Source organism: Pseudosulfitobacter sp. SM2401, from assembly GCF_042932805.1.
Taxonomy (GTDB): Bacteria; Pseudomonadota; Alphaproteobacteria; order Rhodobacterales; family Rhodobacteraceae; genus Ascidiaceihabitans.
On sequence record NZ_CP170633.1, the window covers coordinates 372,066 to 392,781 of the forward strand.

A 20,716-nucleotide genomic window follows, 5' to 3' on the forward strand; every position below is an offset into this window, starting at 1 on the left:
TGCTATTGTCCCACGAGCCTATCAGGTTCAAGTTTATGACAGATATACGCGCAGAAGTGTGTTTGCCGAGCATGGATTTGCGCGGCGACATCGGGTTTTTCACCAAGATTTTGGGGATGCGGATGGAAATGATCTATCCTGCGGATGACCCTTGTGTCGCGGTGTTTTCGGGCCATGGCCTGGCCGTGCGTTTAGATGCCGAGCAAAAGGGCGAACCGGGGCAGATCAACATTCGCTGCGCAGCACCTGACACTTTTGCTGATGACGCACGTGATTTGACTTCGCCCGGCGGCACAAAAATCGGCATCACCGAATTGAATCCGCCGCTGTTGATGCCGCAGACAGCGCATTCGTTTGTCGTGCGACGCCTTGCGGATCAGGCCCCTTGGGTCATTGGCCGCGCAGGCATGCATTACCGCGATTTGATCCCTGACCGTTTGGGCGGCTCGATCATCGCCAGCCACATTCGTATCCCTGACGGCGGCCCGGTGCCGGACATGGTGCATTACCACACCGTCGGGTTTCAACTGATTTTCTGCTACCGGGGCTGGGTCGATCTGGTCTACGAGGACCAAGGCGAACCGTTCCGCCTGCACGCCGGCAATTGCGTGATCCAACCCCCCGAAATCCGCCACCGTGTGCTGTTTGCCTCTGACAATATCGAGGTCATCGAAATTGGCGTGCCTGCGGAACACGTCACCACGATTGATCACGACATGGAATTGCCAAACGGGCCGGCGAACCCATCGCGCGACTTTAGCGGGCAACGCTTTGTACACCACAAGGCTGATCAGGCAACGTGGGCCCCGTTTCGGGTTCCGGGCTATCAAAGCCGCGACACGACGATTGCCGCGCACACCAATGATGTGGCGGGCGTGCATGTTATCCGCGCAGGCGCCGGTGCCCCCGATTGGACCAAACACACCACGGATATTCTGTTCACTTTTGTGATGGACGGCACCATGACGCTAGAGGGGGAAGGGCGCGATCCTTATCCCCTTGAGCCCGGCGACGCGTTTGTTATTCCACCCGACATGAAGACGCGCTATGCTGACCCTTCGCCAGATTTGGAACTGCTCGAGGTGTCACTGCCCGCAGCGTTTAAAACGGTGATCGGGGCCTAGCGCCTGCGCAGTATTTGGGGGCGAGTATGTCATTAAAAAAAGCGGCGTTTGCGGTGCGTGACAACGCTTATGCGCCTTATTCGAAATTCCACGTCGGGGCCGCTATTCGCGCAGAATCAGGCGCTGTCTACGTCGGCTGCAATGTCGAAAATGCAGCCTACCCCGAGGGAACCTGCGCCGAAGCGGGGGCCATTGCCGCAATGATCGCCGCAGGTGAAACCCGCCTGAGCGAAGTCTACGTGGCGGCTGGTGGATCAAAACTGATCACGCCGTGCGGCGGGTGTCGTCAGAAGCTTGCGGAATTTGCCGACGGCGACGTGCTTGTGCACATGGCGACGATCAGTGGACTAGAAAGCACGATGCGCATGGATGCGTTGTTGCCGGGGGCCTTTGGTGCCGGACATATGGAAGATACCCCAGAATGAGTGAGATCACCGCCCAAGCCATCATTGCAAAACTGCGCCAGCGCCAAACGCCGGGTCGTGAAGAATTGGCATGGTTTGCGCAAGGGCTGGCTGACCACACCGTCAGCGATGCGCAGGCCGGTGCCTTTGCCATGGCTGTGTGCCTGAACGGGTTGGGCGATGTGGGCCGTGTTGCGTTGACCATGGCAATGCGCGACAGCGGCACGGTGCTGAAATGGGACTTGGCGGGGCCGGTTCTGGACAAACATTCAACGGGCGGTGTTGGCGATTGCGTCAGCTTGATTTTGGCACCTGCGTTGGCGGCCTGCGGTGCGTTTGTGCCAATGATTTCGGGACGCGGTTTGGGTCACACGGGCGGAACGCTTGATAAACTCGACGCGATCCCTGGCGTATCGACGCACCTAAGCGCGGACCGGTTTGCCGAAGTTGTGCGCACGACAGGTTGCGCGATTGTTGGGGCCACGGGTGACATCGCCCCGGCAGACAAACGGCTTTACGCGGTGCGCGACGTGACCGCGACAGTGGAAAGCATGGATCTGATCACGGCCTCGATCTTGTCCAAGAAATTGGCGGGCGGGCTTGATGGTCTGGTGCTGGACGTAAAAGTCGGCAGCGGCGCGTTTATGAAAGACCTCAAGGCCGCGCAGGCGTTGGCCGAGGCGCTGACCAAAACCGCAAATGCTGCGGGTTGCCGCACAACGGCGATCATCAGTGACATGAACCAACCCTTGGCACCATCGCTCGGCAATGCGTTGGAAGTGGCCGAAGTCATGCGCGTCCTGACCTCGTCGCCCAAAGGGCCCCTGGTCGACATTTGCGCGGCATTGGGCGGTGTTCTGCTGGCAAATGGCGGCTTGGCGGATGACGTGCAAGCGGGGGCAAATGCGATCGTCGCCGCGATCCGCGATGGCCGCGCGGCTGAGCGGTTTGGCAAGATGATTGCGGCGATGGGCGGCCCTGTGCAGTTCACCGAAAACTGGTCACGTTTCTTGCCAGAGGCCACCGTCATTCGCGAAGTGACGGCGACCCAATCGGGCTACGTTACCGCAATTGATGGCGAGGCCTTGGGGCTGGCGGTTGTGGCAATGGGCGGCGGGCGTCGTGTCGAAACGGACCGGATCAATCCTGCGGTCGGGTTTTCGGATGTGGTGCGATTGGGGGCCAAAGTCACCAAGGGGCAACCATTGGGCGTGGTCCACGCAGGGCGCCCCGATCGCGCAGATCAAGCCGAAGCCGCTTTGCGCCGCGCGATCAAAATCGGGCCCTCGGTGCCGATGATCCCGGATTTGATTGTCGAAAGGATCGGGTAATGCCTGACCCAAAAGCGCGCGCGTTTCTGGTGGTTATGGATTCTGTCGGGATCGGCGGTGCGCCCGATGCAGACGCCTATTTCAATGGTGATTTGCCTGATGTTGGGGCCAACACGTTGGGCCATATTGCGCAGGCTTGCACCGCGGGGCGCGCCGAACAGGGTCGCAGCGGGCCATTGAATATCCCGAACCTGACTCGCTTGGGAATTTTCGCCGCAGAGGCGCTGGCCAATGATCGAGCGGTAGATTTAGAGGGTAGTTGGGGCGCTGCAACCGAAGTGTCAAAGGGCAAAGATACCCCGTCCGGCCACTGGGAACTTGCCGGTTTGCCGGTGCCTTGGGATTGGCACTATTTTCCAGATGCGACCCCCGCATTTCCCGACCACGTTACGCAGGCTGTCTGTGACGCGGCGGGTGTGGACGGGATTTTGGGCAACTGCCACGGGTCGGGCACCGATATATTGGTGCGGTTTGGAGCAGAGCATTTGGAAACCGGATTTCCGATTTGTTATACCTCGGCGGACAGCGTGTTTCAGATCGCAGCGCATGAGGATGCGTTTGGTTTAGACCGGTTGCTGGATCTTTGCGCCGCTGTCGCGCCTGTGTTGCACGACATGAAAGTGGGCCGCGTCATCGCGCGTCCGTTTGTTGGCACGCAAGGCGCGTTTGAACGGACCGGCAATCGCCGCGACTATGCAATCATGCCGCCAGCACCCGTGCTGAGCAATTGGGTGCAAAACGCGGGCCACCACGTCTATGGCATTGGCAAGATTGGCGATATTTTCACGATGCAAGGCTTTGACGAGGTGCGCAAAGGTGCGGACGCGACCTTGATGGGGCATCTGTCGGATTTGGTTGCTGATGCCGTCGACGGCAGCCTGACCTTTGCAAATTTTGTCGAATTCGACAGTCTGTTTGGCCATCGCCGCGATGTGTCGGGTTATGCGCGCCATCTGGAATGGTTCGATGCCGAAATCGGCAAAATCATCGCGCAAATGCGCCCAAGCGACATCATGGCTCTGACCGCTGATCACGGCAACGATCCGACGTGGGCTGGCACTGACCACACCCGCGAACGGGTGCCAGTTTTGGTGGCGGGGGGCGCGCTGCAAAATTTGGGTCACATCGGATTTGTCGATGTGGCAAAATTGATCGCCACGCATTTGGGTGTGACACCTCAAATCAAATAAAAGCGCGGTTCGTCGTTGTGTGTCCGCGTGCCTCTTGGCACAAAGGGGCAAACAAGGAGTCGCACTATGTCCGAGCATTTGAACGTCGTTGATCACCCGTTGGTGCAACACAAACTGACCATCATGCGGGACAAGGACACGCCAACAGCGGTCTTTCGCCAGTTATTGCGTGAGATTTCGCAACTGCTGGCCTATGAGGTCACGCGCGGGTTGCCCATGACCACCAAACGTATCGAAACGCCGATGCAGGAAATGGATGCACCGACGTTAGACGGCAAAAAGCTGGCGTTGATTTCGATTTTGCGCGCGGGCAACGGTCTGCTGGACGGGGTGCTTGAACTGATCCCGTCTGCGCGGGTTGGTTTTGTGGGGCTTTACCGTGACGAAGAAACGCTAAAACCGGTTGAATACTACTTTAAGGTCCCGGAAAGCATCGAAGATCGTCTGGTCATTGCCGTGGATCCGATGCTTGCCACAGGCAACAGTTCGGTCGCCGCGATTGACCGTCTAAAAGAGGCGGGGGCCACCAACATCCGGTTCTTGTGCTTGCTAGCTGCCCCTGAGGGAATCGCGCGCATGAAAGAGGCGCATCCCGATGTGCCGATCGTGACCGCTTCGGTTGATGAAAAGCTGAACGAAGTCGGCTACATCGTACCGGGTTTGGGCGATGCGGGCGACCGGATGTTCGGGACCAAGTAAAATAAGGCAAAATTGTGTCTGTGTTCTAGACTCCGCGGGCGTCCTGCGTCATTGTCACCCCTGTATCTTGTGGGGGCGTAGATGAAAATTACTAGAGTTATCGCTTTGGCTGTTATTGCCGCATCGACGGGTGTTGCGGCACTTCATGCGCAAAGCCTGCGAAATGCGAGCCAACCGGCTGAATTTCCACCTGCCAGCTACAAAAGCACGCAGTATGTCGATAGCCGTGGCTGCGTGTTTGTCCGCGCGGGAATCAGCGGCAACATCACGTGGGTGCCGCGTGTCACACGGTCGCGCAATCAGATTTGTAATCAGCAACCATCTTTGACGACACGTACGGCCACAGCCGCTCCGGCCCCTGCGGCCAAAGCGCCGGTTCAAATCACGATCGATCCGACGCCCAAGGCAACTGCTGCGGCCAAACCAAAAGTGCGCAAGCCAGTTGCTGTTGCGGCGGCCAAACCAGCAGTTGTGCGCAAACCAATCATTCGCCGCACACCCGTGCGCAAAGTGCCTGCCAAGGTTGTCGTTGCAAAGCCAGTCCAGATCGCGCCAGCCGCGCAAGTGGTTCAGCCGAAACCAGTGGTGCGCAAAACAACGACCCCGACTGTGCGCCGCCAAACTGCTTGCGCCGGTGCGTCTGCGGTTAGTCAGCTTTACTTGACAGGTAAAAATGTACGCTGCGGCCCGCAGACCCAAGCGATCTCGACAGGTCGTCGCGCTGTACCGGTACAGCAAACCGCGCGTCGTGTGGCATCGGCCCAGACCTATAACGGCAATGCGCAAGGCAACCAGATTAACGGGGCAACCCGTGTCGTGCCAAAACATGTTTTGATACAACGCCAAAACACGCAAAACCTGCCCGTGCCAAAAGGCTACCGCAGAGTTTGGGACGATGACCGTTTGAACCCGAACCGGGCCGAGCAATCGCTGGCTGGCCAGGCAGCCACCAAACTGATCTGGACCAGCACCGTGCCACGGCGCTTGATAAATCAATCCAGCGGGCGTGATGTGACGGCAACTGTGCCGTTGGTTTACCCGTATCTAGATGTGGCGACCCAGACCCGCGATCTGGGGGTTGTGTCGATTGTGCGCCGTGATGGCCAAGTTCTGAAACGCATTCAGCGAAATTCAGCACGCACCAACACCACTGTGCGCCAGCCTACGTTGTCCAGCCGTTCGGTGCCTAAACCCGCACCCAAAGCGGCAGTCCGCGCAACGCCCAAAGCAACAGCTGCGCAAGTCATCCAGGTTGGTACCTACGGGTCACAATCCAACGCGCAAACTGTCGCCAAAAAGTTGCAGCGCATGGGGTTGCCGGTGCGGATCGGTAAATACACGCGCGGTGCGCAAACCTATCGCATGGTCTTGGTTGGTCCGTTTGGACGTGACGCAGCCCAGCAGCTAAGTGCTGTACGCCGTGCCGGATATTCGGACGCATTCCTGCGCAACTAAGTTTGGTCTGACGTAATTCTGAACGGGCGTGCTGTCGTGGCGCGCCCGTTTTGCGTTACCCGCCGCAGATCGCTTGTAGGCGCAGCCAGTCAGCGTCGCGCAGCAGCGGGCGGCTGTCTTCAGGCTTGATCGGGTCAGCCTCAATCAGGCCAACGGTCAATTCACCGGTCACATCAACGGCAAGCGCATAGGGCGTGCTGCGAATATTTGCGGCCTCGAATGCAGACAGCAGGCTTTCGTCCGCCACGGCAGGGCGGGCTTGCGTCAACACGGCCTCTGCGTAATCATCCAAAGCGGTCGAGGGTAAATTCCCGGTCGTCAGCAAGGTAAAGCTGGCGCGCAGACCGGCATGATCCAGCAGCGCCTCAAGCGGATCGCGGTCTGCGGCGCGCTGCATTTCTGCAAGGATGTAACCCGCTGCAACATCAGGTTCCTCAAAGTCTTCGACCAGCGCCTTGTTCAGAATAACCGTGCCGCCGGGCAAGCTCAGGCTGTCGCGCACACCGCTGCGCAAGATCACGACGTCCGGCGCGCTGGTGCGCAGTGCGAGCATTTTGAGGGCCGGTGCGGCGTTGGGCTTGCGGCACGGTTTGCCGGCGACCCGTTCAATGCGGGCCAGAAGGCTATCGCCGATTTTGGCGCGGGTGACGTCTGGAACAACACCCAACGTGTGATTTTGTAAGGCATCCGGCAGCCACAACACCAAGGCGGCCAGCACTGAGCCGACCGAAACAACCAGGCCCACGGATCGCAATCGACCGGGACGCGGGCGTGATTTCAGAACCGCACGGCGCAGCGTCTCGATGGCGTCGATCATTTCGGATTCAGCATCGAGCAGCTCCAGTGTCTCGCTCGGATCGCCGTCAGGGTTAAACACGGCGGGATGGTTTGAACTGCCTTGCCGCTCGACTGCGGCCAGCGACCAATGGGTGATTGCTTGGTCGTTCATATCGCTGATCACAAGTGTGGCGTCCCCGATGGACACAACCACCTCGCGGCGCTGGTCACTGGGGGTTTGACGCCAAAGACCGGTCGCTTCGAGCCGGTCATATTTGGTAAGGGCGGTCATTTTTCTGCTCGTGCCGACATTTTGTGCTGCCTTGGTTTTGCACAACTGTAACAGGAGTTAACAACACGTCAAAGGGGGCGTGGAGCGTCGTTTTAAATGCTGGCCGCCAGTTTGCGCAGTTCGAATTTCTGGATCTTGCCGGTCGAGGTTTTTGGCAACTCCTGGAACACCACGCGCTTGGGCGCTTTGAAACCGGCAATGGTTTTTCGGGCAAAGGCGATCATGGCGGCCTCGTCTCCGATGCACCCGTCTTTGAGTTCAATAAAGGCGCACGGCACTTCGCCCCATTTTTCATCCGGCTTGGCAACAACTGCGGCCAGTGACACGTCCGGGTGGCCCATCAATACGCCTTCGACTTCGACCGAGCTGATGTTTTCACCGCCTGAGATGATGATGTCTTTGGCCCGGTCCGCGATCTGGATGTAGCCGTCAGGGTGCTGGATCGCGAGGTCTTCGGAATGGAAATAGCCGCCCTTGAACACCTTGGCGGTGGCCTCAGGATTTTTTAGATAGCCTTTCATCACCGAGTTGCCGCGCATGACGATTTCGCCTTGGGTGGTGCTGTCCATCGGGACCTGAACCATGTGATCGTCCATGACTGTGATGTGTTCCATCATCGGAAATGCGACGCCTTGGCGGGCCTTGATCGCGGCCTTTTCTGCTTGATCCAGTTCGTCCCAATCATCGCCGCGCCAGATGCATTCGGTCACGTGGCCGTAGGTTTCAGTCAGCCCGTACACTTGGGTGACGTTGAACCCCAGCGCTTCGATTTTGCCCAAAGTTGCAGGGGCAGGGGGCGCGCCTGCGGTAAAGACTTCGACTTGGTGGGTAAAATCGCGACGTTCGCTGTCCGGTGCGTTCACGATCATGTTCAGCACGATGGGCGCGCCGCCAAAATGCGTGACGCCTTCGTCTGCAATCGCATCATAGATCGCACCTGCGGTGATGTCGCGGCAGCAAACGAGCGTGCCGCCAACCAGTGGCATCATCCACGTGTGGTTCCAGCCATTGCAGTGAAACAGCGGCACAATTGCCATGAAAACGGGGTGCAAAACCATGCGCCAGCTGATCACAGTGCCCATCGTCATCATGTACGCACCGCGGTGGTGATAGACGACGCCTTTGGGGCGACCGGTGGTGCCAGACGTGTAATTCAGCGCGAGGCTTTCCCATTCGTCCGCCGGCATAACCCATTCGAAACCGGCGTCGCCTGTGGCTAGAAAGTCGTCATAGGTTGTGTGGCGTCCAGTGGCGGGCCAGCCATGCGCTGCGTCCGGAACTTCGATGATCAACGGTTTGGGCTCGTCCATTTTTGCGACCGACGCTTCGGCAAGCGCAACGAATTGCGTGTCCGCAAGGATCACTTTGGCTTCGCCGTGATCAAAGATGTAGGCGACGGTATCGACGTCCAAACGCGTGTTGATCGTGTTCAAAACAGCTCCGCAGGCAGGTACGCCAAAATGCGCCTCGGCTTGGGCGGGCAGGTTCGGGATCAGTGTGGCAACAACGTCGCCAGATTTAACGCCAGCGCGCACCAGAGCCGAGGCGAGTTGTGTGCAGCGGTCGTAGTATTCGCCGTAGCTGACGCGGTGATCGCCGTAGATCACGGCAGTGCGCTGGGCAAAAACATCACGTGCGCGGCGCAAGTGGGAAAGTGGCGTCAGCGGCACATAGTTTGCGTCACATTTGTCCAAACCAGCTTCATCTGACATCCAGCCCATCTGCATACTCCCATTTGCAAAAACCTAGAGTTCTTGAATTGCGCGGAAAACCCGATATTGCAATAGGGACGGTTTCTAATCGGCCCCTAATTAAAAAGAATCCCCCGACATGACCCTACTCCAAACGCGACCGATGGCTGCTGCGATGTGCATGCTGGGGGCTATGGCCTTGCTGGGGTTTGTCGACAATTACGTGGCCACGATCGCCACCGAAGTCAGCGTCTGGCAGTTTTTGAGCGTGCGTATGGTGATGGCGGTGGCCTTTGTGGCGGTGTTGTCTTGGGCGGGCCTCGGCACGATGAAGCCGCAACGCTGGTGGGCCGTGGCCTTGCGCAGCGGGTTGGTGGCTGTTGGCATGCTGCTGTATTTCGGGTCACTGGCGTTTATGCCGATCGCGCAATCGTTGGCGGGGTTGTTCACCTCACCGATCTTTGTGCTGCTGATGACGGTGCTGGTGTTGAAACAAAAGATCGGACCATGGCGCATCATTGCGGTGGCGATCGGATTTACCGGCATCTTGCTGGTGCTGGGCGTTCAAGACGGCGCGCCGGGCTGGATCATGGTCATGCCCGTGGCGGGCGGATTTTTCTATGCGATGGGCTCGCTGGTCACGCGGGTACTGTGCGCCGAGGAAAGCACACTGTCTATGTTGGCAGGCATCATGATCTCGCAAGCGATCATTGGCGTCATCGCCCTGATCACATTGGCGATCTGGCAACCCGAAGTTCCGGATGGTGCCGCCGGTTTCCTGTTGCGTGGCTGGGTTTGGCCGATCCCGTCAATCTTTCCCTACATCGCGCTTCAGGCGTTTGTGTCGGTCATGGGCGTGTTCTTGTTGATCCGCGCCTACCAATGGGGCGACGCAAGCCAAGTGTCGGTCCTTGAATACTCCATCATGATTTTTGGCCCATTCTTTGGCTGGTTGTTGATGGGCCAAATCATCACGCCAATGATGATCGCAGGAATTGCGTTGATCATCGTCGCAGGCGGGATCATCGCAGTGCGATCAAAATAAGTGGCGCTTTCAAATCGCCCCCGCACAGATAGAGTGTCGCCATGATTATCAGCCTTGGTCGGAAATACATCTTTGTGCATGCCCCCAAAACTGCGGGGACCTCGATGGCATTGGCGCTGGAAGAGCGGGCAATGAAAGACGACATCATGCTGGGTGACACCCCCAAGGCTGTGAAACGGCGACGACGTTTAAAGGATACGCAATCACGCGGGCGGCTTTGGAAACACGCTACACTGGCGGATATTGACGGGCTGATCACGCCGCAAGATCTGGAGGGGTTGTTTGCCTTTACGCTCGTGCGCAACCCTTGGGACCGGATGGTTAGCTATTATCACTGGCTGCAGGTGCAAACGTTCAATCATCCTGCTGTGTCACTGGCCAAACAGGTCACCTTTCACGAATTTGCACAGTCTGGCGTGATTGCGTCTAGCATGAAATCCAGTCCTGCGCGCCACTACATGACAAACGCTCATGGGGTCGAGCACTGCAACGCTTACATCCGGATCGAGCATTTCGCGCAGGATGCGGCCCCCTTGGTTGACCACCTCGGCTTTGATTTGGACCTAGGGCATGCAAACCGGTCCGAACGTCAGGCCGACTATCATAGCTATTACGATGCAAAGACCCGCCAAGCCGTGGCTGCGGCCTGCGCTGAAGACATCGAGAGATTCGGTTACGCCTTCGATTAAACTCAAATTTGTCTCAAAGTTGTTTCAAATTCGTCGCTAATTTTTCCAGAACGCCCCAGATTGTTCTGGCAAACGGAAACAATGCCCCATTTCGGCCCATTTGTTGGCCCAGCAGCGTCATGCGAATCGCAGCATCTGGTTTCAACAACACACATCAGCGTCCTTGCTGCACACTAGGCGCTACACACCATGGGGATGGAAAATATGTTTGGATGGAACACCAAAAAAAGCACACGTCCGATGCGCATGATGGAAACAACTGGCGCGTATGATGGCGGTTCGGTGCCGGTTTCACACGGGCTTTTGGCGACAACACGCATCGCCACGGCGATGGGGTGGCGGGCCATAAATGCGATCGCGATTGGCGACGAGGTTTTGACCTTTGACAACGGCACGCAGCGCGTCATCGACATCCAACGTACCACGCTGTGGGTGAATGCAACGCACGTGCCAGAGCACATGTGGAACGTGCATATCCCTGCCGGCGCTTTGGGCAACTTTGAGCCGCTCACAATGCTACCTGACCAAGGTGTGTTGATTGAAAGCGACGCGGCAGTTGATCAATATGGCGATCCGTTTGCGGTTGTTCCAGCGGCATCGCTTAGCGGTGTTTTGGGCATCACCCGTCAACCACCGCATCAATCCATCGAAGTCGTGACCTTGTTTTTTGCGAACGATCAAGTAATCTACGCAGAAGGCAATCTGCTGACGCATTTTGCAGCGCGCCATGTCACGTTGAACGACATGTTGACCCAAACGCATAGCGCATACGATGTGCTCGGCATGAGTGACGCGGCATTTCTAGCAGAGTGCATGGCTATCGAAAAACAAGGCATCGCGGCCTAAGCCGATACGTTTTTCACCTCTTTCGAGACGCGCGTGGTCTGTTGCTGACAGCCAGTGTTCTGGCCCAATGACACGCACACCTGCTCTGCATCTGGCCACGGGATCACCACCGCGGCTCCGCCCCCAATACCGGAGCTTCGGCTGGATGCAGGGACTAAGTTTTGATTAGCCCCAGCCGTAGTTAAAGCTGACGGAGATGCGTTCGTCATCGGCCATGTTCAAGGGCACCTCGTGGCGCAACCAGCTTTCCCATAACAGCACATCACCGACGTCCGGGGCGACATAGCTAAAGGTTTTTAACCCCGTTGGCGCGTCTTTGATCCGCGCGGGTGCTGCCATCATCATCGCCAACCGCGGGTCTTCGAATTTGATCGCGCTGGCCCCGTCCGGCATGGTCACGTAGGTCGTGCCGCTGATCACCGAATGGGGATGAATGTGCGATGTGTGCACGCCGCCTTGGGGCAGGATGTTGACCCACAGCGAATCCAGTTTCAGCTTTTTGCCATCCAGATCAAAGGCAAGGTCTTTTGCAAAGGCCGCGACGTGTTTGTCGAGCACTTTGACGAGATCCTTAAAGATCGGGAATCGCCAGCCAAGGTCGGTGAGCGATGCGTAGCTGGTGTAGCCCGGATAGCCGTTGGCTTCGCACCAGTCCTGGCCCGCTTCGTCATCTTCGGCGATGGACCAGCAGGAGGCTTCGATTTCGCCCATGTTGACGGCTTTGCCCTGTTCGGACAGCTGCGCATGGTACAGGCGGGTGACGAATAGTGATTCAATATGTGACATGAAGGGGTGTTTAGCGGCTCGCACTTGAAATGGCGAGAGGGGGATCGGAGCCTCGTGTGGGCCCCGATCCTATTGGTTTTACGCGGCTGCGGCGTCAGATTTGTCGAAGCGACCGTAGAACGTTTGGTTCTTGGCGGCCATTTCGCGCAACAGCGCTGGGCATTCGAAACGATCACCGTAGGCGGCTTGCAATTGGTCACAGCGTTCGGCGGCATAAGGTGTGCCGAGGATGTCCAGATAGCTGAATGGCCCACCGGTTGCAGGGGCAAAACCCCAACCAAGGATCGCGCCAACATCGCCTTCGCGGATGTCTTCTAACACGCCTTCTTCCAGCGCACGGACGGCCTCAAGCACTTGGGCAAACATCAACCGGTCCTGCACGTCTTGTAGTTTTGGCTGCTCGTCGGCCAATGGGTATTTGTCGTGCACGCCCTTCCAATAGCCAGTGCGCTTGCCCTTTTCGTCGTACTCGAAATAACCGGCGTTGGCTTTGCGACCCAAGCGGCCCAAGTCTTCCATCCAGACGATCAGATCGTCGGCTTCGGACGCAGGATAGGCGTTGCCCATCGCCGCTTTGGTGGCTTTCATGATGCGCACGCCAAGGTCGATGGACGTCTCATCCCCCAACTGGATTGGCCCCACTGGGAAACCAAGCTGTTGCGCCGCGCTGTCGATCAATCGCGGTGCGACGCCTTCGGTGACCATGCGCGTTGCTTCGTTGCCGTAAGGAATGATGCAACGGTTGGCGTAGAAGAAACGCGCGTCGTTCACAACGATTGGCGTTTTGCGGATTTGACGGACGTAATCCAGCGATTTTGCCACGGCGCGATCACCGGTTTCGGCCCCTTTGATGATCTCGACTAACAGCATTTTCTCGACTGGCGAGAAGAAGTGGATGCCGATGAACTGTTCCGGACGCGAAGACGCTTTGGCCAAATCGGAAATCGGTAGGGTCGAGGTGTTGGAAGCGAAAATGCAATCCTCAGGAATGACCGCTTCGACGCGTTTGGTGATCTCTGCCTTGACGGCTGGGTCCTCAAACACGGCCTCGATGATCAGGTCGCAACCCGCCAGTTTTTCAACGTCCGGGGTGGCGGTGATCAACGACAGCAATGCCTCTTTCTTCTCTGGCGTTGCTTTTTTACGGGCGATGCCTTTGTCCATGAAGGTTGCAGAATAGGCTTTGCCTTTGTCGGCGGCCTCTTGGTCACGGTCGATCAGGACAACTTCGATGCCTGCTTGGGCTGATACCAGTGCAATACCCGCGCCCATCATGCCTGCACCTAGAACGCCAAGCTTCTTAACCCGTTGATCAGGCACATCTTTGGGACGTACAGCGCCTTTTTCCAACGCTTCCTTGTTCAGGAACAAAGATCGGATCATGGCCGAAGAAGACGGGTTCATCAGGATATTGGTGAACCAGCGCGCCTCGATTTTCAGGGCGGTGTCAAAGGGCACAAGTGCGCCCTCATAGATGGCGGATAGCATGGCCTTGGCGGCAGGAAACGCGCCTTTGGTTTTGCCGTTGACCATCGCGTTGGCCCCAACAAAGTTCATGAAACCGGCTGGGTGATACGGTGCGCCGCCGGGCAATTTGTAGCCTTTGGCGTCCCATGGTTTCACGAGGTCCGCGTCGGATGCGTTCAGCACCCAAGCGCGGGCTGCGGCAACCGGATCGTCGGCGATTTCGTCAATCACGCCGGCTTGCTTGGCTTTTTCCGGCGAATTCATCCGGCCCTCAAGCAACAAGGATGATGCGCCCATCAGGCCCAGTTTGCGAACCAAACGGGTCGTGCCGCCAGCGCCCGGAAAGATACCAACCAGAATTTCCGGCAGGCCGATTTTGGCCTTTGGATTGTTGGCGGCAAAAATGCGGTGCGTTGCCAATGGCAGTTCCAGGCCAATGCCAGCGGCAGTGCCGGGCAGGGCGGCGGCGATAGGTTTGCCGCCTTTGTTGGTCTTTGCATCCATATTCGCGCGCTCGATCTTGCGCAGCAAATGGTGCATTTTCATTGTGCCCTCGAACAGGCCGCGTGCAGGATCATCGCCTGCGTCTGCCTTCATTTTGGCGAGCAGGTTCAAGTCCATGCCGCCAGCAAACGTGTCTTTGCCAGACGTGATCACGATACCTTTGACGGCCTCGTCACCCAGTGCGTCATCCACCAATGCATCAAGGGTTTCTAGCCCCTCGACGGACATCACGTTCATGGTCTTGTCGGCCACATCCCACGTGATTACTGCGACGCCATCGGCATCTTTGGTCATTGTAAAGTCAGTCATATCTTATCTCCTTTGGAGAGGTTGTCTAAAACCAGAACCACGGTTCTGATCTAATTTCTGTGTCGGACTAACCATCGTCCAACAGCGTTGATTTTCCGGCCGACATCAATGCGCGGCCTTGTCCACTTTTCTCATCAAGAGCATGGTCGCCCGATACAATCAGCCAGTTGCCGTCGATTTTTTCGATCACGGAATAGACTGGATATGGAGCGTCCAGGCGTTGGCCGTTGCGGATGACGTGGCTGACGTGTGTGGCCGTGATGCGCGTCGGCGAGGTGAAAGAAGCCGCTTCGATGAAGCGCAGCAATTCAGTGACGCCCATGGATTTGAAGTGTGCATGCATATTGTCAAATACACTCTTCAACTCACTGCGCGTGCTGATCAAAACCTTCTTGCCGTCCATCGCCAAATGTTGTGGCAAATGGAAGGCGCTCGCAAAACTGTCAAAGTCACCAGACATCAGGGCGGTGCCCGTCAGGTCCAGATGACCTTCGCAAATTTGTTTTGCTGCGTCGTCGCTTTGATCAGCCATGCCTGAGCTTACACCCGCTCGATGATTGTGGCAGCCCCCATTCCCGATGCAATACACAGCGTGGCAAGGCCAACTTCTTTGTCTTTGCGTTCCAGTTCGTCCAAAAGCGTGCCGATGATCATCGCGCCTGTGGCCCCCAACGGGTGACCCATCGCGATAGAGCCGCCGTTCACGTTAACCTTTGAGTGATCGACCCCAAACGCATCCATGAACAACAACACGACCGAGGCGAAGGCTTCGTTGACTTCGAACAGATCAATATCGGAAATCGTCATGCCGTGATCCGCGAGGATTTTCTTGGTGGCAGGCACGGGACCCGTCAACATGATGGTTGGATCGGTGCCGATTTTGGTCGTCGCACGAATGCGCGCACGTGGTTTCAACCCGTATTTTTCGCCGAATTCTTTGTTGCCGATCAGCACGGCAGCAGAGCCATCAACGATACCTGACGAATTGCCCGCGTGGTGGATGTGGTTGATTTTCTCAAGGTGCGGGTATTTCATCAACGCGACCTTATCAAAGCCGGGCATGACTTCGCCCATGGCTTGGAACGCGGGGTTCAAACCACCAAGGCTTTGCATGTCGGTTTGTGGGCGCATGTATTCGTCGTGGTCCAGAATAGAGAGGCCATTGACGTCACGCACGGTGATCACCGAGTTGGCAAAACGTTTCTCGTCCCATGCCATTTTTGCGCGGCGCTGGGATTCAACCGCCAACAGATCGGCGTCATCACGACTAAAGCCGTACTGCGTTGCGATGATGTCGGCGCTGATGCCTTGCGGGACAAAATACGTGTCGAGCGCCACAGACGGATCCGCCGCGATCGCCGCCCCGTCAGAACCCATAGGCACGCGGCCCATCATTTCCACACCGCCGGCGATATACGCCATGCCAGCGCCGCCTTTGACTTGGTTGGCAGCCAAATTCACGGCTTCCATGCCGGACGCGCAAAACCGGTTGATCGCGAGGCCGGGGATGGATTCGTCTAGATCGGATGCCAACACGGCCGAGCGTGCGAGGCAACCGCCCTGTTCCATCACTTGGGTCACGTTGCCCCAAATCACGTCTTCAACGGCGTGACCGTCCAGATTGTTGCGTTCCTTCATTGCGTTCATTGTCACAGCGGACAGGCGCAATGCTGTCACTTCGTGCAACGCGCCATCCTTGCGGCCTTTGCCACGCGGGGTGCGCAGAGCGTCGTAGATATAGGCTTCGGTCATTGGTTTTTTCCTTTGTCGTTCAATTCGGTCAAAAGCTGCAGCAATCAGGAGCGCAGGCGCAGTCAGGTGTTAGATCGCATCCGTTGGATTGCTGGCCAGAGGCACCGCAATAGCCGCAGGCACTGCAAGGGTCGCAATAATTGTACCAACGGGATTTACGTTTCTTGGGTTGGTTTTGGTCCGCTTGGGCGGTCATTTTCAGGGACAAAGCCGCGCGTTTGCAGGCGGCAAAGCGTTGGAAAATGCTGGGCATGGCGCGGATCACGCCGGTTTCAGCAATGCGGTGTTTGACGTAGCCGGAACAACCGGTGCCGCCATGGGCCAGACGATAGGCGCAGCCATAGCCTTTGCGCGGGGACAGATAAGTCTGATACCCGCGAATAAGGACAAGAGAGGCTGCGTTGAGCATCCGGGTTACGCCCGATCCGCTGGGTTGCCGGGCATCAAATCGTAGGGCGCTTTCCAACCGGGTGTTTCAGATAGACGGGTCAACCAGGCGTCGATGTTCGGGTAGGCGGCACGGTCAAAGCCAAACGGCTCTGGGTAATACAGGTAGCCACAGCAGCTGAGATCAGCGTTGGTGATGCCGTCGCCAACGATCCAGTCGCGCCCTTCAAGGTGGGCGTTCAAAACGGCATAGGCCCCTTTCAATCGCCCTTGATTAAAGGCGATAACTTCTTGTGGGCGTTTGTCTTCGGGTAGGAAATTCATCAAGAAACGGGTGACACCGGCCATCGAGCTGAGCTTGTGATTGTCCCACAAAACCCAGCGCAAAACTTCGCGGCGATCTTCGGGGGTGTTGCCGGCGAATTTGCCGCTTAGGTGGCTGATGTAGTCTTGGATCGCGCCGGATTGGGTGACGGTATAGTTGTGATCGGTGTCGATCAGCACCGGCGCTTCGGCCATCGTGTTGAGCGATTTGAATTCATCTGTGCGTGCCGCGCCGCCGAAGAAATCGACAAAGACGGCTTCCCATTCAAGCCCGGACAATTCCAGCGCGAGGGCTGCTTTGTAAGAATTTCCGCTTTCACCAAAGCATTGCAATTGTAATGTCATCGTGGCCTCCCAAGGCAGTCTTCTGTTTGTCGTGATTATAAGGCGCGGGCGATCAGCTCTTTCATGATTTCATTGGTGCCGCCGTAGATGCGCTGCACACGTGCATCTGTCCACATTTCACCAATCGCATATTCCTGCATGAACCCGTATCCGCCGTGCAGTTGCAAGCATTCATCCAGCACCCAAGCCTGCGTGTCCGTCGTCCAGTATTTGCACATCGCGGCCTTGTCTGGCGTCAGTTCACCGCGCAAATGCTCGGCCATACATTCATCAAAAAACGCGCGGCTGACCATGGTTTTGGTTTTGCATTCGGCCAGTTTGAAACGGGTGTTCTGGAACTGCATGATTGGCCCGCCAAAAGCTTCGCGTTCGCGACAGTACGCCACCGTACGTTCAACAGCACCCTCCATTGCGCCAATCGCAGAGCAGGCAATGATCAAGCGTTCTTGAGGCAGCTGGTTCATCAGTTGGTAGAAACCTTGCCCCTCAACGCCACCCAGAATGTTTTCTGGCGCAATCTCGACGTTGTCAAAGAACAACTCGGATGTGTCTGCCGCGTGCATCCCGATTTTTTCCAAGTTGCGACCGCGGGCGAACCCTTTGGCTCCGTCAGTTTCCAACACAACCAGCGACACGCCTTTTGAACCCAGCGACGGATCGGTCTTGGCTGCCACGATGATCAAATTGGCATGCTGACCGTTGGTGATAAACGTCTTTTGACCGGACAGGCGGTAGGCATTGCCGTCCTTGATCGCGCGGGTTTTGATCGCCTGCACGTCCGACCCGGTAGACGGTTCCGTCATCGCCAGCGCGCCAACCAATTCACCCGATACCATTTTCGGCAACCAGCGTGCTTTTTGCTCGTCGGTGCCACAGTTCAAGATGTAATGCGCGACGATTCCGGAATGAATCCCGTGCCCCCAGCTGGCCAGATTGGCGCGGCTGCCTTCGATCAGGATCGCGGCCTCGTGCCCGAAATCACCACCTGCGCCGCCGAATTCCTCTGGGATTGAGGGGCACAATAGACCCAAATCACCGGCCTCGGCCCAGGTTGAGCGATCCATCTGACCTTGCCTGCGCCAATCAGCGAATTTAGGGGCCCACTCGTTGGTGATGAATTGCGCTGTCATATCGGCAATCATCTGGTGTTCGTCGGTCATCCAACCCGTTTGGGCCGCGTCCATATCTTTCATGTCGTTTCCCTCAGGTGGCGTTATCGCTTGCGGTCATCAAGTTCCGCATTGAACTGGCGCAGGCGTGTTGTCAGGTTTTCTTCATCCGTAACACTGTCAAAGTTTTCGAATAAAAACGACAGTGCTTCGCCTTCATCCAGCCCGGCATCAGCAGCAAAACGCTTGAGCTTGCGATAGCCGTCTTCTGTCATTGCGACAGGAAAGCGGCGGGTCAAACGAAAGCGTTTTGGCATCTTGGGACCTCAAAAATGGGCGGGTAAGGTGGGGGTGTCCCCCACCACACCGTGATCAAAAGTTGGCAGCATCCAGCGCCATAACTGTATCTGCGCCGGATTGGATACGTGTCAGGTGCAGCGCTGTCGATGGCAATTGACGCGCCATATAGAAACGACCAGTCGCCAGTTTTGTCTCGTAGAACGTCGCGTCCGACGTGCCCGCTGCCAGCTTTTCAGATGCAACTTTACCCATACGCGCCCACATCAGGCCAAGGCAGACGTGCCCGAACATGTGCATAAAGTCATTGGACCCGGACAGCGCGTGGTTTGGATTACTCATGCCGTTTTGCATGAAATACATTCCGGCGGCTTGTAAATCCTTGGACGCAGCCTTGAGCGGATCAAGGAAGTCTTTGTCGAAGGCTTCGTCTTGCCCCGCGTTGTCCTTGATAAAGTTTTTGACCAGGTCAAAGAACGCCATCACGTGCTTGCCGCCGTCTTGGGCCAATTTACGACCGACCAGATCAAGCGCCTGAACACCGTTTGCGCCCTCGTAAATCATCGCAATCCGCGCATCACGGGTGAATTGGGACATGCCCCATTCTTCGATGTAGCCGTGGCCGCCATAAACCTGTTGCGCTTTGACGGTCATGTCATAGCCCACATCGGTCAGGAAGCCTTTGATGACGGGCGTCAGCAACGACACGAGACCATCGGCATCTTTGTCATCTGAACGGTGGGCGGCGTCGATCATTGTAGCCCCCCACAGAATGAACGCGCGCGCGCCTTCTGCGAATGACTTTTGTTCCATCAACGAACGGCGAATGTCGGGATGCACGATCAACGGGTCGGCTGGGCCGTCCGGGTTTTCGGCACCGGTCACGGCGCGGCCTTGCAGGCGATCCTTGGCGTAATCCAGCGCGTTTTGGTACGCGGCTTCGGCTTGCGCCAAACCTTGCATGCCGACACCCAAACGGGCCTCGTTCATCATGGTGAACATGGCGCGCATGCCTTTATGTTCGTCGCCCAACAGGTACCCGGTTGCGCCGTCATAGTTCATCACGCAGGTCGAATTGCCGTGGATGCCCATCTTTTCTTCGATGTTACCCACGGCCACACCGTTGCGTTCGCCAAGTGAACCATCGTCATTCACGATGAACTTTGGCACGATGAACAGGGACACGCCTTTGATCCCTTCGGGACCGTCAGTGATCTTTGCCAGACACAGGTGGATAATGTTGTCAGCCATGTCGTGCTCGCCCGACGAGATAAAGATTTTCTGCCCGGTGATTTTGAACGATCCGTCATCTTGGGGTTCGGCTTTGGTGCGCATCAGGCCCAGATCGGTACCGCAATGTGGCTCGGTCAGGTTCATGGTGCCGGTCCATTCGCAAGACACCATGTTTGGCAACCATTTGTCTTTTTGGGCGTCAGTACCGTGCGCCAAAATGGCAGAGGCCGCGCCGTGCGTTAGGCCTTGATACATCGTGAACGCCATGTTCGACGACGAAAACAATTCGCCCACTGCAGACCCGATCACGGCCGGCATGTTTTGCCCGCCGTATTGCTCTGGCATGTCCAGACCGGTCCAGCCGCCCTCTTTGACCTTTTCAAACGCTTCTTTGAAACCGGTCGGCGTGTAGACAATGCCGTTTTCCAAACGACAGCCCTCTTTGTCGCCCACTGCGTTCAACGGGGCCAACACTTCGGAGGTCAGTTTGCCTGCTTCTTCCAGAATGGCGGACGTGAAATCAGCCTCTAGTTCGTCATATCCGGGGATCGTGCTTTCGGTGATTTTCAAAACGTCGTGCAGGACAAATTGAAGGTCTTTTGTGGGGGCTGTGTAACGTGGCATTATGCGATCTCCGGTTTCGTAGTGTCGGTTTCAGGG

The 20,716-nt window shown here is 57.0% G+C and carries 20 protein-coding genes; 9 read left to right on the plus strand and 11 right to left on the minus strand.

The window, feature by feature from the left end; genetic code table 11:
* The first annotated feature begins 35 nt into the window (after positions 1-35).
* From ACFIO0_RS01920 to ACFIO0_RS01945, 6 genes are all read left to right on the plus strand, one after another.
* On the plus strand, positions 36-1,124 hold the full coding sequence (locus ACFIO0_RS01920; protein WP_390913068.1) for a cupin domain-containing protein: 1,089 nt from the start codon (positions 36-38) through the stop codon (positions 1,122-1,124).
* A 26-nt stretch (positions 1,125-1,150) separates the two neighbouring features.
* Complete coding sequence (locus ACFIO0_RS01925) at positions 1,151-1,549, plus strand: cytidine deaminase (protein ID WP_390913070.1); 399 nt, start codon at positions 1,151-1,153, stop codon at positions 1,547-1,549.
* A gap of 5 nt (positions 1,550-1,554) precedes the next feature.
* A complete protein-coding gene (locus ACFIO0_RS01930) occupies positions 1,555-2,859 on the plus strand; it encodes a thymidine phosphorylase (protein WP_390915272.1) in 1,305 nt (434 codons plus the stop codon).
* Positions 2,859-4,049, plus strand: a complete 1,191-nt coding sequence (locus ACFIO0_RS01935) for a phosphopentomutase (protein ID WP_390913072.1) — start codon at positions 2,859-2,861, stop codon at positions 4,047-4,049. The genes ACFIO0_RS01930 and ACFIO0_RS01935 overlap by 1 nt, the downstream gene beginning before the upstream one ends.
* Before the next feature lie 66 nt (positions 4,050-4,115).
* Complete coding sequence (gene upp, locus ACFIO0_RS01940) at positions 4,116-4,748, plus strand: uracil phosphoribosyltransferase (protein WP_390913074.1); 633 nt, start codon at positions 4,116-4,118, stop codon at positions 4,746-4,748.
* A gap of 81 nt (positions 4,749-4,829) precedes the next feature.
* Positions 4,830-6,203 carry an SPOR domain-containing protein gene (locus tag ACFIO0_RS01945; protein ID WP_390913076.1) on the plus strand — a complete coding sequence of 458 codons (1,374 nt, stop codon included), beginning with the start codon at positions 4,830-4,832 and terminating at the stop codon, positions 6,201-6,203.
* Between the two features lie 55 nt (positions 6,204-6,258).
* Here ACFIO0_RS01945 and ACFIO0_RS01950 read toward each other — a convergent pair whose 3' ends face one another.
* Both ACFIO0_RS01950 and ACFIO0_RS01955 read right to left on the minus strand, forming a co-directional pair.
* Positions 6,259-7,272 (minus strand): hypothetical protein, encoded by a 1,014-nt coding sequence (locus ACFIO0_RS01950; protein ID WP_390913078.1) that lies wholly within the window; start codon positions 7,270-7,272, stop codon positions 6,259-6,261.
* Between the two features lie 92 nt (positions 7,273-7,364).
* Positions 7,365-8,993, minus strand: a complete 1,629-nt coding sequence (locus ACFIO0_RS01955) for an AMP-binding protein (protein WP_390913080.1) — start codon at positions 8,991-8,993, stop codon at positions 7,365-7,367.
* Between the two features lie 109 nt (positions 8,994-9,102).
* Here ACFIO0_RS01955 and ACFIO0_RS01960 point away from each other — a divergent pair, with 109 nt between their 5' ends.
* From ACFIO0_RS01960 to ACFIO0_RS01970, 3 genes are all read left to right on the plus strand, one after another.
* The gene (locus tag ACFIO0_RS01960; protein ID WP_390913082.1) at positions 9,103-10,008 is read left to right on the plus strand and encodes an EamA family transporter; all 906 of its coding nucleotides are present in this window, start codon (positions 9,103-9,105) and stop codon (positions 10,006-10,008) included.
* Positions 10,009-10,049: 41 nt separating this feature from the next.
* Positions 10,050-10,697 (plus strand): sulfotransferase family 2 domain-containing protein, encoded by a 648-nt coding sequence (locus tag ACFIO0_RS01965; RefSeq protein ID WP_390913084.1) that lies wholly within the window; start codon positions 10,050-10,052, stop codon positions 10,695-10,697.
* A 204-nt stretch (positions 10,698-10,901) separates the two neighbouring features.
* Positions 10,902-11,543, plus strand: coding sequence for a Hint domain-containing protein (locus tag ACFIO0_RS01970; protein WP_390913086.1), 642 nt, complete (start codon positions 10,902-10,904; stop codon positions 11,541-11,543).
* 165 nt (positions 11,544-11,708) lie between these two features.
* Here ACFIO0_RS01970 and ACFIO0_RS01975 read toward each other — a convergent pair whose 3' ends face one another.
* The 9 genes from ACFIO0_RS01975 to ACFIO0_RS02015 all read right to left on the minus strand — a co-directional run bounded on the left by ACFIO0_RS01975 (position 11,709) and on the right by ACFIO0_RS02015 (position 20,680).
* Positions 11,709-12,329, minus strand: a complete 621-nt coding sequence (locus ACFIO0_RS01975; RefSeq protein WP_390913088.1) for a TIGR02466 family protein — start codon at positions 12,327-12,329, stop codon at positions 11,709-11,711.
* A gap of 78 nt (positions 12,330-12,407) precedes the next feature.
* Positions 12,408-14,609, minus strand: coding sequence for a 3-hydroxyacyl-CoA dehydrogenase NAD-binding domain-containing protein (locus tag ACFIO0_RS01980; protein WP_390913090.1), 2,202 nt, complete (start codon positions 14,607-14,609; stop codon positions 12,408-12,410).
* A 67-nt stretch (positions 14,610-14,676) separates the two neighbouring features.
* Positions 14,677-15,069 (minus strand): hypothetical protein, encoded by a 393-nt coding sequence (locus ACFIO0_RS01985; protein WP_390913092.1) that lies wholly within the window; start codon positions 15,067-15,069, stop codon positions 14,677-14,679.
* Positions 15,070-15,149: 80 nt separating this feature from the next.
* On the minus strand, positions 15,150-16,361 hold the full coding sequence (locus ACFIO0_RS01990; protein WP_390913094.1) for an acetyl-CoA C-acetyltransferase: 1,212 nt from the start codon (positions 16,359-16,361) through the stop codon (positions 15,150-15,152).
* Positions 16,362-16,389: 28 nt separating this feature from the next.
* Complete coding sequence (yidD, locus tag ACFIO0_RS01995; protein WP_390913096.1) at positions 16,390-16,770, minus strand: membrane protein insertion efficiency factor YidD; 381 nt, start codon at positions 16,768-16,770, stop codon at positions 16,390-16,392.
* Positions 16,771-16,775: 5 nt separating this feature from the next.
* Complete coding sequence (locus tag ACFIO0_RS02000) at positions 16,776-17,417, minus strand: glutathione binding-like protein (protein ID WP_390913098.1); 642 nt, start codon at positions 17,415-17,417, stop codon at positions 16,776-16,778.
* Between the two features lie 35 nt (positions 17,418-17,452).
* On the minus strand, positions 17,453-18,601 hold the full coding sequence (locus ACFIO0_RS02005) for an acyl-CoA dehydrogenase family protein (protein ID WP_390915273.1): 1,149 nt from the start codon (positions 18,599-18,601) through the stop codon (positions 17,453-17,455).
* A gap of 29 nt (positions 18,602-18,630) precedes the next feature.
* Positions 18,631-18,843: a hypothetical protein gene (locus tag ACFIO0_RS02010; protein ID WP_390913100.1), complete on the minus strand. Its 213-nt coding sequence runs from the start codon at positions 18,841-18,843 to the stop codon at positions 18,631-18,633.
* Between the two features lie 55 nt (positions 18,844-18,898).
* Positions 18,899-20,680 (minus strand): acyl-CoA dehydrogenase C-terminal domain-containing protein, encoded by a 1,782-nt coding sequence (locus ACFIO0_RS02015; protein WP_390913102.1) that lies wholly within the window; start codon positions 20,678-20,680, stop codon positions 18,899-18,901.
* Positions 20,681-20,716 lie beyond the last annotated feature (36 nt).

Excerpts from the sequence above, each read along its gene's own strand:
- ACFIO0_RS01920 (WP_390913068.1), top strand. The coding sequence starts at position 36 with ATGACAGATATACGCGCAGAAGTGTGTTTGCCGAGCATGGATTTGCGC.
- ACFIO0_RS01925 (WP_390913070.1), top strand. The coding sequence starts at position 1,151 with ATGTCATTAAAAAAAGCGGCGTTTGCGGTGCGTGACAACGCTTATGCG.
- ACFIO0_RS01935 (WP_390913072.1), top strand. The coding sequence starts at position 2,859 with ATGCCTGACCCAAAAGCGCGCGCGTTTCTGGTGGTTATGGATTCTGTC.
- upp (WP_390913074.1), top strand. The coding sequence starts at position 4,116 with ATGTCCGAGCATTTGAACGTCGTTGATCACCCGTTGGTGCAACACAAA.
- ACFIO0_RS01945 (WP_390913076.1), top strand. The coding sequence starts at position 4,830 with ATGAAAATTACTAGAGTTATCGCTTTGGCTGTTATTGCCGCATCGACG.
- ACFIO0_RS01950 (WP_390913078.1), bottom strand. The coding sequence starts at position 7,272 with ATGACCGCCCTTACCAAATATGACCGGCTCGAAGCGACCGGTCTTTGG.
- ACFIO0_RS01955 (WP_390913080.1), bottom strand. The coding sequence starts at position 8,993 with ATGGGCTGGATGTCAGATGAAGCTGGTTTGGACAAATGTGACGCAAAC.
- ACFIO0_RS01960 (WP_390913082.1), top strand. The coding sequence starts at position 9,103 with ATGACCCTACTCCAAACGCGACCGATGGCTGCTGCGATGTGCATGCTG.
- ACFIO0_RS01965 (WP_390913084.1), top strand. The coding sequence starts at position 10,050 with ATGATTATCAGCCTTGGTCGGAAATACATCTTTGTGCATGCCCCCAAA.
- ACFIO0_RS01970 (WP_390913086.1), top strand. The coding sequence starts at position 10,902 with ATGTTTGGATGGAACACCAAAAAAAGCACACGTCCGATGCGCATGATG.
- ACFIO0_RS01975 (WP_390913088.1), bottom strand. The coding sequence starts at position 12,329 with ATGTCACATATTGAATCACTATTCGTCACCCGCCTGTACCATGCGCAG.
- ACFIO0_RS01980 (WP_390913090.1), bottom strand. The coding sequence starts at position 14,609 with ATGACTGACTTTACAATGACCAAAGATGCCGATGGCGTCGCAGTAATC.
- ACFIO0_RS01985 (WP_390913092.1), bottom strand. The coding sequence starts at position 15,069 with ATGTCTGGTGACTTTGACAGTTTTGCGAGCGCCTTCCATTTGCCACAA.
- ACFIO0_RS01990 (WP_390913094.1), bottom strand. The coding sequence starts at position 16,361 with ATGACCGAAGCCTATATCTACGACGCTCTGCGCACCCCGCGTGGCAAA.
- yidD (WP_390913096.1), bottom strand. The coding sequence starts at position 16,770 with ATGCTCAACGCAGCCTCTCTTGTCCTTATTCGCGGGTATCAGACTTAT.
- ACFIO0_RS02000 (WP_390913098.1), bottom strand. The coding sequence starts at position 17,417 with ATGACATTACAATTGCAATGCTTTGGTGAAAGCGGAAATTCTTACAAA.
- ACFIO0_RS02005 (WP_390915273.1), bottom strand. The coding sequence starts at position 18,601 with ATGGACGCGGCCCAAACGGGTTGGATGACCGACGAACACCAGATGATT.
- ACFIO0_RS02010 (WP_390913100.1), bottom strand. The coding sequence starts at position 18,843 with ATGCCAAAACGCTTTCGTTTGACCCGCCGCTTTCCTGTCGCAATGACA.
- ACFIO0_RS02015 (WP_390913102.1), bottom strand. The coding sequence starts at position 20,680 with ATGCCACGTTACACAGCCCCCACAAAAGACCTTCAATTTGTCCTGCAC.